This window comes from Vibrio sp. L3-7, from assembly GCF_963898195.1.
In the GTDB taxonomy this organism is placed as follows: Bacteria; Pseudomonadota; Gammaproteobacteria; order Enterobacterales; family Vibrionaceae; genus Vibrio; species Vibrio echinoideorum.
Window position 1 is genome coordinate 206,406 of the sequence record NZ_CAWQUW010000073.1, and the last position, 15,377, is coordinate 221,782.

A 15,377-nucleotide genomic window follows, 5' to 3' on the forward strand; every position below is an offset into this window, starting at 1 on the left:
ATTATCAAACGGGTTCTCTCGAACTACTATTATTTCATCAGCTAGCCAAGACGTTAGCAAGATAGATAGCTACCAATAACTACCAATAACTACCAATAACTAAAGTGCGCATGCTCGCTCAGAGTGCACAACGTGGAGAACATCATTATGTCTTACTACTCTGTACTAGAAGTTACACCCACTACAGACGCATGGGTTGCAGATTACATTGCTCCTGCAAACAAGCTGATGGCGCAATACGGCGGTAAATACCTAGCGCGCACTTCTAGCCACGAACGCCTTGAAGGCGACTCAGAACAACCAGCACTTCGTATCATCATTGAGTGGCCGTCAAAACAAGCTGCGGTAGATTTCATGAACGATCCAGGTTACGTACCACACCTAGCTGCACGTACTGCGGGGTCGGTTAGCCACCACGCACTTATCGAAGGCAAAGACGACCTAGCGTAATTAAGAGTCCAGATTCTGGTTAACGGTTATCGATCAAAATAACTGTGTCAAAATATATAAAAGCCGCACCATCATTTGATGGTGCGGCTTTTTTGTTGGCGTTAATTCTTACTAAGATTGAGAGCTATGAGTGTTAATAACTATTAGGATTAACAGTTATTGGCCTACGATGATCCTTTTACTTATAAAGCTCATTCTAAAGGAACTAATGGCAGGCTCTATTAAGGTTATGCGGCAACTTCAACGCCTTTCTTGCGCTTTGCTAATCGTGCTGCGATTCCGAACAACATCACAATGCCACACACACCGTACACTTGCATGATGGTTGGATCATCAGAGACAAAACCAACATCAGAGAACATCACATAAGCGCCTAGCACCATGTAAAGAATGATCGCTGAAGCTTCAAAACGAAACTTCCAAGGCGTGACATCAATGTTTTCATTCACAGGCATCACGTAATCATCTTCACGTGGCATAAAGTGCCCAATGATGAACATCAGCGCTGTACAGACGACAAACAGAATCGCCAATTGGTGCAAGAAGTGAATGGGCGTTTTGAACACTAACTGCATCGCTGCGTATGAACTAACAAACACCACCAATGCCACTTTAGCCGCCACAGCAGGCACACGTTTAGAAACATAACCCACAAACACGATAGTAAAGATTGGCACGCTGAAGAAGCCCGCTACCATTTGTAAGTATTGGAACAAGCCTTCAGGCGCATACATGATGAACGGTGCGATGCACACAGAGATAATCGCGATCACAACACCGAAGATACGACCTTTACCCACCAGTTCTTCATCCGTTTTACCTTGGCCAAACAGAGGCTTGTAGACATTCAATGCAAACAACGTCGTAGAACTGTTCAGCACACCGTTGAAGGTACTCAGAATCGCACCGAACATAACCGCAACAAAGAAGCCAACTAAAGGCTTAGGTAATACTTCGTTTACCAAGCGCGTGTACATGGTGTCTGGGTTACCGGCATCCGCGCCAAACATATGAAAAGCAATGATACCTGGAATGATTAGGAACAGTGGCGAGATCACCTTAATTGCCCCCGCAAGAATCACCCCTTTTTGACCTTCTTTTAGGTTCTTAGCACCCAATGCACGTTGGATGATCGATTGGTCAGTGCCCCAGTAATAAAGGTTCACAAGTAAAAGACCGGTAAACAAGGTAGAGAACGGCAGTGGATCTGTCTCTGTACCGACCGATTGCAGTTTTTCAGGTGCAGCGTACAACAGCGTATCCAAGCCTGCCCCAAAACTACCCTCCCCTAATGCCATCAAGCCAAAAACAGGGATCATCAAGCCGCCAATAATAAGACCAACTCCATTAATAGTATCGGCAATCACGACCGCTTTGAGTCCACCATAAATCGCGTAAAAGAAGCCAAGTAGACCAATCGTCGCCGAAATGAGTGCTATTGAACTAAACTCTGAAATATTTAGCAACGCTTGAACATCAAAGATCTCCCCCAAAACAACGGCACCGGCATAAAGTGTGGTTGGCAAGATATTGATGACGTACTGGCACAAGAAAAGTAACGTCACAAACTTCTTCACCGACATGTCGTAACGGCTCTCTAAGAAGTCTGGTATCGTCGTGATCCCTTGCTTTAGATAACGCGGTACCAGCATCAACGCAATGATCACTAAGGTAACACCAGACGCCACTTCCCAACCCATGACACTCATATTGTGGGTATAAGCTTGTGCACTCATGCCAACAAAGCTAGTTGCGCTTAAGTTGGTTAAAATTAGTGAGCTGGCAATCAAACCACCGGTTAAGCTTCTTCCGCCAAGAAAGAAACCATCTTGTGAGGTGTCCTTGTCATTTTTAACTTTGTTGTAGGTAAACGCGACAACAAAACCAGTAAATAACAAGAATGACAGCAGAACTGTAATAGACATTTTGTTTTCCTTAAGTTTAGTTATTGCGGCAGCAATTCCTCGCTGCCGATTATATTTTTATATTTAGAATTTTATTTGTAGGGGTACGCAGAGCTAGCGGTTCATATCTTTTTAATATGAAGAATCAAGGCGGACTCAGGGTCTAGAATAGGTAAGGTCAATCCAATTTCCTTGAGGTTATCGCCACTCAGGGTTAACGTTTTGTCTAACCATTGAGGGCGTTGCTTCATCAACTGGAAACTGGTTTGTGGCACTTCCACTAACTTCACTTGATACATCGCATTGTCTTCCACGCAGCTAACACGAAGTGGCGAAGGCAGAGCGTATTCAGGCATGGTTAATTGGCAGACGGTGATCAACATTTCATCATCATTTTCAACGCCATAAATGTTCTGATTTTTGTCCGCGGTATCCATTCGGAAGCTGCGGCCAGAATGCAAAACATGACGAAATTGCTTATGCAGTGAGATGTAATGTGAGAATGCTTGTTTCTCTTCTGGTGACTCTTTAACCGGATCAAGTTCAACGCCCATGTGTCCCATCAAGGCGGTCACACCACGCATATTGATGCTGTGGCGACGATTGGTTGAGTGGCATTCTGCTGGGCCGATGTGCGCCCCCATCACTTCTGGTGGGAAGAAGTAGCTCATGCCTTTTTGAATGGCTTGGCGCTCTAAGGCATCATTACAGTCAGACGCCCAGAATCGGTGTGTACGCTTGAGGATTTCAAAGTCGATACGGCCACCGCCTGAAGAACAGGACTCAATCTCAACTTCTGGGTGCGCTCGATTCAACTCATCAACAAGGCGGTATAGCGCTTTAGTTTGACCGTGCACCGCAGCCTTACCTTGATGCCCAGGTTGAACCAACTCTCGGTTCATGTCCCACTTAAGGTAAGTGATGTTGTATCGAGTCAAAAGCGCATTGAGGCGTTCATACAAGTAGTTAAAACACGCTTCATTTTGCAGATCCAACACATATTGCCAACGACCTGACGGTTGATGATAACCTTGCAGGCCAAGCACCCAATCCGGATGGTTTCGATAAAGGTTAGAGTCTTGACTGACCATCTCAGGCTCAACCCAAAGGCCAAACTCCATTCCCTGTTGATTAACATGTTCAATGACAGGTTCTAAGCCATTTGGATATTTCACCTCATCCAAATACCAGTCGCCCAGTGCGGTACGTTCACCATCACGCCCCACAAACCAACCATCATCAATAATGAATCGTTCAACGCCCATCGCACCCGCTTCCGTTGCCATCTTCATAATGTAGTCAGGCTTGTGGTCAAAATAGATCCCTTCCCATGTATTCAAGTGAACGGGACGAGGTTTATCGGTTGGGAATTGAATAATGTTGTCGCGAACAAATTGCTGAAAGCGTTGCGCGATGCCATTTAAACCTGAGTTACTGTAACAACCGAACAGCCAAGGCGTTTGGTAACTTGCTTGAGATTCTAGAATAGATTCGCCTGCAAGTAACAACTCGCCAGCTTGAACAAAACGACGACCATCACTACGAACATCGGCGCGCATTTGGTGGTTACCGCTCCAACCTAAATGAAATCCCCACACCAAGCCATTCTGCTCTGAGAACCCTTGAGCCCCTGCAAACATCCCCGGAAAATTCTCGTGTGATGTGCGACCACGACGGTTTTCTTGCATGAAGCCACCGTGTTCAAAACGTTGACGTTGCGTTTGAAACTCATGACACCAACGGCCATGGAACGTCATAAGCTCATTAGCATGATTCGGCAATGGCAGCGTTGAAGAAAGCTTGTTCAGGTAGTATTTGTTGTCGCCTTTATTGGTGACGGTCACACGTTTTTGGACGACGTCAGATTCGAAATCCAGTTTGATCTCAACCTTAAGATCCAATAGAGCAACCTTGTCTTCAAGGAAAAAACTCACTTCTTGATCTTGAGCATCGTAACGAACGGTCTTAAAGACGGGAGCCCAATCAAGTCCTTCTCGATGACCTTCAATGCCAGGAGCGTTAAAGTGTCCACTGCCTAACTCAGGGCAAAGAGAAAGTGGCACATCCACATCAAGTCGAGCTTGAGAAATCGGCCTTTCTGTCGAAAGCAGAAGATCTTCATCAATACTTGCGATCTTTGCCCCCCAATGCAAAACCTCTGGAACACGCCCTGATTTAATGATCAAACTATGATTTTTACTCTTTAAGTGAATAAATTCGTTCATTACTAATCTCTATTGTTTTCGTAAACATAATATAGAAATAATAGTGAACCCATCACGTCAGATTAGTATCTAATATCGACAAAATCGTGATGCAAATTGGCTTTAACATTCTAAAAACTTGTACAAGATCGACTGTTTCCGGAAACATTTTTAATGTTTTAAAAGACATTTATTTGAAAGTGAGCAGAGTTTAGTTTGCTAAATTTCGGTAGGATTATTTCACTCTAAAATATTCGATGAGCAGAGCGATGAGTATCACCTTCAAAGACGTAGCAAAACTGGCAGGGGTATCCACCCAGACGGTATCTCGAGTAACCAATGGCTCACAAGACGTCGCGGAATCCACCCGCAACAAGGTTAACGCCGCCATAAAGCAACTTGGTTATGTACCCAATAAAGGTGCTCAAATGCTCAGTCGAGCCAAGTCCACCAGCGTTGGCTTAGTCACTCTCGATATGGCACTGCATGGCGCAGCAATGATCGCAAATGGCGTGCGAATGCAGGCTCACAATATGGGTTACGGCACCACATTTTCTGTCGTCTCTGAATCAACCGTCGACAGTACACGAGAAGCTATTCGTGAATTACTCGCCCAACAGGTCGACAGTATTATCCTCAACGTTCCTCTAACTAAAGTTGAAGCTGAGTATTTGGTCGAGCAGTATCAACACCTGAACATTATATTCATTGATGTCCCTTCAGACACACACGTCAATTACATATGTGGTGACCATGCTAAAGGCGCAACAATGGCCGCTCAACATTTAATAGAAAGTGGACGTCGAGATTACTTGCTGATCACTGGCCCAAACGAATCCAGTGCCTCAAAGATTCGTCATCAAAGCTGGTTAGCCGCGTTATCAGATGCAGAGAGTAAGGTGCAGTACCAATATCAAGGAAACTGGCAAGCAGAAAGTGGTTATCTTGGCGTTCGAGAAGCTGTCGCTAAACAAGCCGTATTTGATGCCGTGTTAGTGGCAAGTGATCAGATGGCATTAGGCGCTTTACGCGCGCTACAAGAACTGCAGATTCCAGTACCAGAAAAGGTTGCAGTCGTCGGCTTTGATGGCATCGAGGACAGTGCTTTCTTTAACCCACCTCTCACCACAATCAAACAAGATTTCACTACAATAGGTCAACAAGCCGTAGTACTTGCAGAGAAGCTCAGCGCCAACTCACAAGATTCCCTACTGCAACAACATATTGAAACCACACTGATTCCCAGAGAGAGTAGTCAATCTAAGGTGACGGCTCACTATGAAAAACAGGAGATCGAGCAACTGCTAAAAAGGATTCAGACCCTTTTGCCAGAATCGAAATAAAAGAAAAAGCGCTAGGGGGAGCTAGCGCTTTAAGACCAACTAAGTCCGTTTAGCCTGGTAGTTTTTTAAGCTATATCATGAGGATATAACCAACTTTTTTACTTAGGTAAATCAAAAAGCCTATTCTTTACGACTGCTTTAAGTCGTAAATTAAGTATAGTCGGGTTGTGAAAAATGGAAGGATTTATTTCGTTTATTTTTACCCCTGACACAAGGTTGAAAAGTAGAAAACCAGCTCAAATGAACTAACCTTTAAGCATGATAGGAAATCGTGATGAAGGGCTATATGGATTCAGAGGCGACCACCGACAAACCCGCTCCTCAAAAAGAACAATCAAACTTGTTATCGTCTTTACTTCATGAATTCAGAAGAAACAAACTGATTCTGTATTATGTTGCATTTACGACACCGTTAACGTTAGTTGTTAATTATTTCGTGCCTCATGAAGTTCGATATAACATATATACCTACTTAGAAATCTTAGCCACTGTCTGTTACGTCACTTTTATTTTATGGGCGACATACTATTACTGCCATTTGTTGTTCAATCGAGAAAAAAGACCCACCAAACAATTCATCAAGAAAATTAAAACTCTGTTGTTTCCAGTATCAAAGCCGATCTACTTTATTTTATTAATGCTCGTCTTAAACATCTCATTCTCTAGCTATACCTTCTTAAAATCAGTCATTCCTTATCTCAACCCATATTTTTTAGATCTTGATTTTTACCATTTAGATAAATGGTTGCACTTTGGCATTTCACCTTGGGAAATCACCCACTTTTTTTTACCTAACTCAATAGCTTCGCTCGCCATCAACATCTTGTACAACTTGTGGTTTTTTATCATGTGGGGAATGCTGCTTTATTTTGTCATTTACCGTAAAGATGACCAACTTCGCAACCAGTTCTTACTCACATTCTTAAGTTCGTGGTTTATCATTGGGAACATACTCGCAACTCTTCTGTCATCAGCCGGCCCTGTTTTTATTAGTCACTTCAATGACCAAGATTTGTATCTTCCTTTGATGCAAAGATTAAACATGCAGAGCGCAGAACTCACTGAACGTGGCTTTATGTCTTTGTGGGCACTAAGTACTCAAGATGCGCTTTGGGCAAGCTACGTTGGAGGAGTTGGGGATATAGGGACAGGCATCTCAGCCATGCCCAGCATGCATGTAACCATATCCGTTCTGATTGCGATGACATCATTCAAATTGAATAAGAAACTCGGTTACATAGCGTGGATTTACGCCTTCTTTATTCAGGTTGGGTCGGTGCATTTGGCATGGCATTACGCTATTGACGGTTATGTCGGCGCAATAATGGTAGTCTTTCTTTGGCACTTGATAGGTTACATGCTTAGAAGATAGGCTAGATACTCAGAAGAAGCTCACCATCAATCACTCAACAGCAATGACAATCTCAACAGCTTGAGAAATCACTTTTCTCAAGTGAGTGTTCTTGTCGTCTAATTGCTTTCCCTTACGATAAACAAGCTGTATATCAAAATCAGGGACGTCTATCGGCGGAGTGACGGCTATCAGTGAACTGTCGACATTAGGGGCGTTTCTAGCAACTAACTTAGGCACAATGCACAATAGCTTTCTGCCACTAATCAATCGTTTTACGGTTAAGAAGTTGCTCGATGCGATTGCCACTTTTCTGGTATAGCCCAACTCAGCCAATTTAGAATCAACTGCGGTTTTTAAGGCACCACTAGGAGACACTAAGGCGTGCTCCACAGAGACAAATGATTGTAATGACATAGGTAACTCAACATCCAACACCAATTCATCAAGCAAACAGACATGTTGCTCAGTATAGAGAAGTTCTGTGCCATACAATTTAGGCACTTCACCAAAACTGCCTATCGCAATATCTAACTTAGCCTCTTCAAATACCTGCTGATAATTGGTTCGATTAACGTTGAAAAACGCGACTTGAGAGCTTGGCGAAACTTGCTTAATAAAGTCAAAGATCATTGGGCCAAACATCTGTTCAGCGTAATCGGTCAGCCCTATTTTCCAGCTGCCTCTATAACTATCAACTTCGAACCTTTTGGACAACAGAACTTCAGATTGAATAGTATTAAGCAACGCATCGACGGTGCTTGATAATTCAATGGCTCGGTCGGTCGCTTCCATCTTGCTACCAACTCGCTCAAACAAAGGGTCATCAAACAGCTTTCGCAATCTTTGTAGGCTATGGCTCATTGCAGATTGGCTAACATAGCAACGCTCAGCTGCCTTGCTCACGCTATTCGTTTTATACAATGCCTGTAGTGCAATCAACAAGTTAAGGTCGATCCCTTTCCAGTTAAAATCTGCCATACATACGAACCCATTTCATTAATAGTTATAATTAAAATAATTAATTTGAATCATAGTTCAACTCCACCTAAATTACGCTAAACATTTATCTGGAATCGATCATGCTTTCAATTTTTAAAACCTTTTTCTGGCTTGGCTGGATCAGCTTTGGTGGACCAGCGGCACATATTGGCTACTTCCGCAAAACCTTCGTTGAGAAACTGAATTGGTTATCCGACGAAGAGTACGGGCAAATTGTCGCCCTCAGTCAGTTTTTACCGGGTCCAGGCTCTAGTCAGGTTGGCTTCGCGGTTGGTTACAAAAAAGGTGGCTTAACCGGTGCGATTGCCGCATTTGTAGGCTTCACCTCCCCTTCTGTCATCCTAATGTTGATATTGGCCTTAGTGAGCAACCAGTTGTTGGAAGCACCTCTTTTCATTTCAATCATCCACGGACTTAAGCTACTCGCGGTCGTGGTTGTAGCTGATGCCACTTTCGGCATGTACAAAAACTTTTGCCAATCAAAGATAGCAACAGCACTGTGTGTGATCACCGCGATTGTTCTACTTTTGATTCCTGGGATCTGGCCTCAAGTCTTAGTACTCCTATTTGCAGCAATCATTGGCAGTAAGTTCTTAACCTCACAAGACTTAAAAACAACGCCTTCAACACATAAGATATCCATAACTCCACTTGTGATTTTTGTAGCACTATTGGTTGGCTTACCACTGTTTAGTGCATATTCTCAAGGTATCGAAGTGTTTGGGTTATTTTACCAAGCAGGCAGCTTGGTATTCGGTGGCGGTCACGTGGTACTTCCGTTACTGCAAAATGGTATTGGCGACCAACTGTCTCAAGATGCATTTCTCACGGGCTATGCCGCAGCACAAGCCGTACCAGGACCGATGTTTACGTTAGCCACTTACCTCGGTTATGTATTAATGCCGTCAGCGCCAATTACAGGTGCTCTATTAGCAACGGTTGCCGTGTTCTTACCGGGCTTCTTGCTGCTACTGGGTGTATTGAAAAACTGGCAGGCAATTGCGAGTAAACCTTTGGTGGCTGGTGCTCTTACTGGTGTGAATGCAGCAGTTGTTGGTCTATTACTTGCGGCTCTATATCAACCAATCTTCACAAGCGCAGTGAGCAGCGGCATAGACTTCGCTCTGATCATTGTTGGCGTTTGGTTATTGAAAACAATGAAGATGCCGATAGTAGGTTTAGTTGGCACCTTTATCGCAGCTGGTGTGGTTCTTAACTATTTATAATTAAGTACTTAGATACCCAACTTTAGATACAAAACTGAGTGACAAATATTAGCCCCTGATAAGGACACTCATCAGGGGCTAATTCATTTGTGCTATTTACCATAAGGAGAGTAACTCTTCACAGAACAACACTATATTGGTGTGCTCGCCTTCATTTCTCTCACCTCTGCTAGGGCTCGATTTAGGTTTTCATTGGCGATTTTGTAATAAGATGGTTTTTTATCTATGGCTTGTTGCAGGTAAGGAATCGCTTCATCAGGTCGACCTTGAATAATTAAAAAGTAGCCGACATTATTCAGAGCTTCTGGCGCATCCATATGGCGCATGAACACATTTATTGCTTTTTTCACATCACCTGACGCCAAATAAATGAGTGCAAGGTTATTCTGAGCCTTCTCATTGTTAGGTTCTATTTCTAAAGCCGAACGAGTGTATTGGTACGCTTCTTTGTAGTTGCCGTACATGTAATGGGAGTAACCCATGTTCAGTAGAGCTTTCACTGATGTTTTATCGATAGTCAGCGACTTTTTAAAATACTCTTGAGCGATCTGATGCTTACCTTGAACATCTTCCAAAACTCCAATGCCCATGAAAGCCAGAGCTGGAGACATACTATCAACCTTCAAACCTGCTACTTCACTTTGACTTAACGCTTGGTAGTTTTTAATCGTACTACTACTTTTTAAGCGAACTTGGTCTGCATTGATCGCTTTAAAGAAATAACTTCGACCTTCGTCTGTACGGCGCTGCTTAGTATATAAAACACCTAACAGCTCTAAAACTTCAGTATGCGCAGGGTTAAAATCTAATGCCGCCAAATACGCTTTTTCAGCGAGTGCGTAATTGCCTCTCGATGAATGAATTCGACCGATAGTAAATAGCGTTTTATCGTGAAACTCTTGTTCAGGAAAAGACAGAGATCGGATGTACTCATAAAGAGCTAAATCGATGTTGTTGTCTCTCAAAGCAACATCACCACGCATGATTGCTTCTTTTTCACTTACCGGCGGATCGTCACTGGTTAAGGTGTCAATTGGCTTACCCGAATACAATTCGGCATCAAACTGATTAGTAGGCTCATCAGAAGAAGCGCAACCGAGAATTACTAACGGTAGTAAAAGTAAAACCATTCTATTCATTCGCATCATAAACTCGCTCCTGGAGATGTCAGTGCATCCATTACGATCATCATTCCGGGCCCAAGAGCAACGATAAAGAAGCAAGGCCAAATGAACAACAACATGGGAAATAGCATTTTGGTGGGGATTTTGGCTGCAATTTCTTCCGCAGCTTGTTGGCGTTTGTCTCGAAAATCTTCGGTATAGTCACGTAAGGTTTGAGCTAAACCGCCTCCCATTCTTGAAGCATGTGAGAGCAAAGAAACAAGTCCTTCCAACTCACGAAGCCCAGTTCGTTCAACGAGTTGACTCAAAGCATCAGGCATAGTGACACCCGCTTGAATTTTAGCAAACACAGTATCTAGCTCATCGGCAAGTTCGGGTTGTGAAATGTATAACTCGTTGGCGACACGCCCTAGTGCGGCATTAAAACCAAGACCTGATTCCGTACATACCACCAAAAGGTCTAAAGCATCAGGGACACCGTTTCTGATTTTTCTCTGTCTCTCTTTTTGCATTTTACTCAATACAAAATTGGGGAAGAATGTCCCGACAAAAATACATGTCACAATCAATAAGTTGTTGTAGCTGCCACCTATAGCCAAGTAAAACACCATAAATGCACAGACAAACCCTATTAATGTTGAAAGTACTTTAAAGGCGTAAAATACTGAAAGTGCGCTCTTTTCATGATATCCAGCATGCATTAATTTTTCTGAATACGTTTCGTTATCTTTTTTGTTCCCTCTCCCAATAAATGGCGTCAGCGACTCCAAGGTATTGGTAAAGTCATAAGGTTTGCGACTACCAGTATGGTTCCCTCCGGAAATCTGTTTTAACTTTTTATCCAACGGGGAACGAGTACCAACAAAAAGAAACCCTAAAGTAAGAGTAAGTAGCATAGTGGTAAGCAGAATCATCCCGTAAAGCAGGGTCTGGCTAGTGATACCGAACTCAGAGAGTGTTTGTTTCCATACTTCTAAATCAAAGAATTCCATAATCTATATCTCGATATTTATTATTTTTCTTATCCATAACGCCCCAATCGCCAACAAAATCACGCCAACACTGACCATAGATATTCCTCTAGGATCACTGTACAAAGGCTCGATGTATTCAGGGTTTACGAATTTGAGACCGAAAAATAGGGCAAAAGGAGAAAGCGTCAGTATCCAAGCAGAAAGTCGACTCTCAGCTGAAAGGGTTTTGATTTTTCTTTCTAGCTTAAAGCGCGCTCTTAATACCTCAGATACTTTTTGCAGATTCTCAGAGAGGTTGCCCCCCGTTTCTTTCTGCAACATGACCGCACTTGAAAAAGCCAACATAGAAACCGTCGGTACTCTTTCTGTCATTTGTAAGATGGCGAGCCGTAAATCATAACCATAATTCAATAAGTTATAGGTGTTCTTAAACTCAACCCCAATAGGCTCTGGCATCTCTTCGCCAACCTCATTAAAAGACTGAACTAATGGCTGACCCGCTTGTAAGGCTCTTCTTATGATGTCCAAGGCGTCTGGTAACTGCTCCTCAAACCGTGCCATTCGATAGGTCACTCTATTTTGAACAAACAGATAAGCAACAACCCAAACAAAGACGAAAGCGGCAACACAAATGAACCAAACTTGATTGAATACCAGAGCAACCAAAGCCAATAGGATTCCGCCCAAGAATACAATCAGCAAAAAGCGGCTTAATGTGATTTTTAGACCTGCTAATTCCAACATACGCTTTAAGTCGGCAAAAAAAGGAACAACAATCAATTTACGATCAAAGGGAGAAAGTTCTTTGTTGTAATGGTCTTTTAAGAGCGACAAACTCTCTTCATCAATATTTCTTTGTGTCTCTTTTAAACGACGGGATAGCTCTTTGTGCTTAGCTTTTTTCCCGGCAGCTGGCAATAACAAAGCTTGCGAAATAAACAATACCGCAACAAACAATAGGGCCAACGATACAGTTACACTATCCATGATCGGCTCCTCAGCTATGTGACTCGGTAAAGATCTCATAAGGCAAATCAAGACCACGTTTAACTAACTGATCATGAGACTGAGGAACGACACCGGTTGCGGTGTAATAACCTAAGATATTGCCATGCTCATCGATACCTTGACGCTGGAAGTGGAAGATCTCAGACATAGTGATGACCTCTCCTTCCATCCCGTTGATCTCTTGGATACTGACCATGCGACGCTTACCGTCTTCTTGTCTTTCCATTTGAACCACCAAATGAATAGCAGAAGCAATCTGCGCTCTTAGATTTTTCGTTGAAATATTCCACCCCGCCATCGAGAACATATTCTCAACACGACTTAGTGCATCACGAGGTGTATTCGCGTGAATCGTGGCAAGTGAACCATCATGGCCCGTGTTCATCGCCGCTAACATATCAACAGCTTCGCTACCACGTACCTCCCCGACAACAATACGGTCAGGTCGCATACGCAAGGTGTTTTTCACCAGCTCTCGCTGACTGATCTCACCTTTACCCTCAAGGTTTGCGGGGCGTGTTTCTAAACGAATCACGTGTGGTTGCTGCAGTTGTAACTCTGCGGAGTCTTCTATGGTAATAATCCGTTTATCTCTAGGAATAAACCCAGAAAAAATATTCAGCGTCGTCGTCTTCCCTGAGCCTGTACCACCAGAAATAAGGATATTAAGCTCACCTTTTACGGCAGCTTCAATGAACTTTGCCATTTGTGGAGAGGCTGACTTGTATTCCAGCAGATTATCCATGGTTAGGCTATCTACAGAAAAACGTCGTATCGAAACAGAAGGGCCATCTAAGGCCAAAGGGGGAATAATGGCATTCACTCGTGAACCATCAACTAATCGAGCATCCACCATCGGCGACGCTTCATCAATCCGGCGTCCAACCTGACTAACGATACGATCAATAATGTTTCTTAAGTGACGATCATCTAAAAACGTATACGGTGTTTTTTCTAATTTGCCTCGGCGTTCGACATAAACACTTTTAGGTCCGTTGACCAAAATATCGGACACCGTTTTATCGGCGAGCAATGGTTCAAGTGGGCCAAGGCCAAATACTTCATCTTCAATTTGCTTGATGACTCGCTTACGCCCCTCAGCACTTAATGCGTGGCTTTGGTCATCCGCCATTAACTGAACGATCGCTTCATGAAGGTCTACTTTGGCGCGCTCTTTATCTAAGCTAGAAAGTAGCCCTAAATCTAATGTTTCGAGTAACTGCTTATGAAAGTAGTGTTTAATCGACAATTCTTGCTCTAAGACTTTTTTCGCCTCATTCATCGACTTTTCTTGCTCTTCACTCGCCTCTAAACTCTTAGCTTCATGGGATACGTTAGCGACTTTCTGAATGAGGGGCGATACAACGCCGTCTTCCTCTTGGGAAAACTGTTCTACTTTCTTTTCAAACTCCGGATTAATATTTTTTCGTTTAAAGAACATAACGATCCCTCATATATGCTGTAACAAACGTGTTATGAAAATATTTTTTTAAGCCAACCTTTCTCTTCTTGTTCTGGCGGAGAAAGGATATGAGACAAATCAATAATCGACCGTGTAATTGAGCTCTTTTTCTTCGATTCAACCAACGGCAAACCTAAATTAGCGCTCTCAAGAGCCACCTTAAAATCATTAGGCATTAAATGGATGTCATGCTTTCCAACGGTTTGTTCTATGTCTGTTAGCTTAATTGTTTGTCGCTTTTCATAACGATTCACAATGATCTCGATTGAGTCCTGCTGCAACCCGTACTCAAACTTGAGTGTTCGAATTAATCGATTGCTATTTTTAACCGAAACCAAGGTTTGTTGAGCAACAAGTAACACCTTAGTCGCAGGGGAGATAGCCGATGCGAAGATATGATCCAACCCTCGAGAAAAGTCGATAATAATGTAGCGATAGAAGCGACGTAATACGGGCAGTAACTTCCCGATTTTCTGAGCATGTTCATAATCATCTGCGTTATTTTCATGCTTGAAACTTAAAACATGTAATCCTGACGAGTGCTTATTCACCAAGCTACTCAAAGACATCTCATCTAAATCATTTGAGCTATCGATGGCATCCGAAATACTGTAGGTCGGCGTGATATTCAAATATTCAGGAATAACACCAAACTGGAGGTCAATATCGAGCAACAGCACCTCATTCGGGTGATAACTTGCTATTTCTACGGCTGTATTAAGCGCTAAGGTCGTCGCTCCCATACCACCTTTAGTGTTGATAAATAGGAACACTTCTCCGTAGCTCGAATTTTCGATTTTCTCCGCCGCTGTTTTTTTAAGTAAGGGGAGAAGACCAGAAATAGAAATATCGTGAGACAAAAAATCCGAAGCACCGAGTCTTAACGCTATTTTTAATGACCCATTGTCACTTTCATCACCAAACACAACCAAAGATAAATCATGCTCTTCTAACTGCAGATTGTAGCTTTGCAAATCCACCATTTTCTGAGCCCAACCACCGCTAGATTCAACAAAGATTAGATCTGGTGCATCGATATTCTTCACATACTCTTCAGTCATACCTAACAAAGAAAAAGATTCAATATGCACGTTTCGACAACGTTTCAATTGCTGTCTCATATGAGCATGAAAATTATCATTGTTATAAATCAGCCATACATTCAAGTTGGTTTTAAGGCGAATCGCATCGTCCTCATTAGGTAAAATATCAATTGCTTCGCCCATATTCCCACCTGTCTTCATTGTGGACATCTTGTCCTAATATCATCAAGCCTTAACGGTAAACACTAAGTTCATTACGATGATGGCTAACCTATTCACGACGCTT

12 protein-coding genes are annotated in these 15,377 nt (G+C 42.8%); 4 read left to right on the forward strand and 8 right to left on the reverse strand.

What is annotated here, in order from left to right:
• Positions 1 to 147 precede the first annotated feature (147 nt).
• A complete protein-coding gene (locus AACW75_RS25190) occupies positions 148 to 450 on the forward strand; it encodes a DUF1330 domain-containing protein (RefSeq protein WP_237297572.1) in 303 nt (100 codons plus the stop codon).
• Positions 451 to 677: 227 nt separating this feature from the next.
• Here AACW75_RS25190 and AACW75_RS25195 read toward each other — a convergent pair whose 3' ends face one another.
• Both AACW75_RS25195 and AACW75_RS25200 read right to left on the reverse strand, forming a co-directional pair.
• A complete protein-coding gene (locus tag AACW75_RS25195; RefSeq protein WP_237297573.1) occupies positions 678 to 2,375 on the reverse strand; it encodes a solute:sodium symporter family transporter in 1,698 nt (565 codons plus the stop codon).
• Between the two features lie 101 nt (positions 2,376 to 2,476).
• A complete protein-coding gene (locus tag AACW75_RS25200) occupies positions 2,477 to 4,579 on the reverse strand; it encodes an alpha-galactosidase (RefSeq protein ID WP_237297574.1) in 2,103 nt (700 codons plus the stop codon).
• 248 nt (positions 4,580 to 4,827) lie between these two features.
• On the opposite strand from AACW75_RS25200, the gene AACW75_RS25205 reads away from it, so the two are divergent.
• Both AACW75_RS25205 and AACW75_RS25210 read left to right on the forward strand, forming a co-directional pair.
• Positions 4,828 to 5,901 carry a LacI family DNA-binding transcriptional regulator gene (locus tag AACW75_RS25205; RefSeq protein WP_237297575.1) on the forward strand — a complete coding sequence of 358 codons (1,074 nt, stop codon included), beginning with the start codon at positions 4,828 to 4,830 and terminating at the stop codon, positions 5,899 to 5,901.
• A gap of 274 nt (positions 5,902 to 6,175) precedes the next feature.
• Positions 6,176 to 7,273, forward strand: a complete 1,098-nt coding sequence (locus AACW75_RS25210) for a phosphatase PAP2 family protein (protein WP_135455952.1) — start codon at positions 6,176 to 6,178, stop codon at positions 7,271 to 7,273.
• Positions 7,274 to 7,303: 30 nt separating this feature from the next.
• Here AACW75_RS25210 and AACW75_RS25215 read toward each other — a convergent pair whose 3' ends face one another.
• The gene (locus tag AACW75_RS25215; RefSeq protein ID WP_237297576.1) at positions 7,304 to 8,233 is read right to left on the reverse strand and encodes a LysR family transcriptional regulator; all 930 of its coding nucleotides are present in this window, start codon (positions 8,231 to 8,233) and stop codon (positions 7,304 to 7,306) included.
• Between the two features lie 101 nt (positions 8,234 to 8,334).
• On the opposite strand from AACW75_RS25215, the gene chrA reads away from it, so the two are divergent.
• On the forward strand, positions 8,335 to 9,480 hold the full coding sequence (gene chrA, locus AACW75_RS25220; protein WP_102551131.1) for a chromate efflux transporter: 1,146 nt from the start codon (positions 8,335 to 8,337) through the stop codon (positions 9,478 to 9,480).
• 131 nt (positions 9,481 to 9,611) lie between these two features.
• On the opposite strand, the gene AACW75_RS25225 is transcribed toward chrA, so the two are convergent.
• Genes AACW75_RS25225 through AACW75_RS25245 form a run of 5 tightly spaced genes read right to left on the reverse strand, consistent with a single transcriptional unit; the run spans position 9,612 to position 15,274 of the window.
• Complete coding sequence (locus AACW75_RS25225) at positions 9,612 to 10,628, reverse strand: tetratricopeptide repeat protein (protein WP_237297577.1); 1,017 nt, start codon at positions 10,626 to 10,628, stop codon at positions 9,612 to 9,614.
• The gene (locus AACW75_RS25230) at positions 10,625 to 11,596 is read right to left on the reverse strand and encodes a type II secretion system F family protein (protein WP_135455946.1); all 972 of its coding nucleotides are present in this window, start codon (positions 11,594 to 11,596) and stop codon (positions 10,625 to 10,627) included. The genes AACW75_RS25225 and AACW75_RS25230 overlap by 4 nt, the downstream gene beginning before the upstream one ends.
• 3 nt (positions 11,597 to 11,599) lie before the next feature.
• Positions 11,600 to 12,565 (reverse strand): type II secretion system F family protein, encoded by a 966-nt coding sequence (locus tag AACW75_RS25235; protein ID WP_135455944.1) that lies wholly within the window; start codon positions 12,563 to 12,565, stop codon positions 11,600 to 11,602.
• Positions 12,566 to 12,575: 10 nt separating this feature from the next.
• Positions 12,576 to 14,027, reverse strand: a complete 1,452-nt coding sequence (locus AACW75_RS25240) for an ATPase, T2SS/T4P/T4SS family (protein ID WP_076675725.1) — start codon at positions 14,025 to 14,027, stop codon at positions 12,576 to 12,578.
• A 32-nt stretch (positions 14,028 to 14,059) separates the two neighbouring features.
• Entirely contained in the window at positions 14,060 to 15,274 is a 1,215-nt protein-coding gene (locus AACW75_RS25245; RefSeq protein WP_017088251.1) for an AAA family ATPase, read from the reverse strand.
• Between the last annotated feature and the right edge of the window lie 103 nt (positions 15,275 to 15,377).

Bases quoted from the DNA above. Each gene is read 5' to 3' on its own strand.
- AACW75_RS25190 (WP_237297572.1), top strand. From the start codon at position 148: ATGTCTTACTACTCTGTACTAGAAGTTACACCCACTACAGACGCATGG.
- AACW75_RS25195 (WP_237297573.1), bottom strand. From the start codon at position 2,375: ATGTCTATTACAGTTCTGCTGTCATTCTTGTTATTTACTGGTTTTGTT.
- AACW75_RS25200 (WP_237297574.1), bottom strand. From the start codon at position 4,579: ATGAACGAATTTATTCACTTAAAGAGTAAAAATCATAGTTTGATCATT.
- AACW75_RS25205 (WP_237297575.1), top strand. From the start codon at position 4,828: ATGAGTATCACCTTCAAAGACGTAGCAAAACTGGCAGGGGTATCCACC.
- AACW75_RS25210 (WP_135455952.1), top strand. From the start codon at position 6,176: ATGAAGGGCTATATGGATTCAGAGGCGACCACCGACAAACCCGCTCCT.
- AACW75_RS25215 (WP_237297576.1), bottom strand. From the start codon at position 8,233: ATGGCAGATTTTAACTGGAAAGGGATCGACCTTAACTTGTTGATTGCA.
- chrA (WP_102551131.1), top strand. From the start codon at position 8,335: ATGCTTTCAATTTTTAAAACCTTTTTCTGGCTTGGCTGGATCAGCTTT.
- AACW75_RS25225 (WP_237297577.1), bottom strand. From the start codon at position 10,628: ATGATGCGAATGAATAGAATGGTTTTACTTTTACTACCGTTAGTAATT.
- AACW75_RS25230 (WP_135455946.1), bottom strand. From the start codon at position 11,596: ATGGAATTCTTTGATTTAGAAGTATGGAAACAAACACTCTCTGAGTTC.
- AACW75_RS25235 (WP_135455944.1), bottom strand. From the start codon at position 12,565: ATGGATAGTGTAACTGTATCGTTGGCCCTATTGTTTGTTGCGGTATTG.
- AACW75_RS25240 (WP_076675725.1), bottom strand. From the start codon at position 14,027: ATGTTCTTTAAACGAAAAAATATTAATCCGGAGTTTGAAAAGAAAGTA.
- AACW75_RS25245 (WP_017088251.1), bottom strand. From the start codon at position 15,274: ATGGGCGAAGCAATTGATATTTTACCTAATGAGGACGATGCGATTCGC.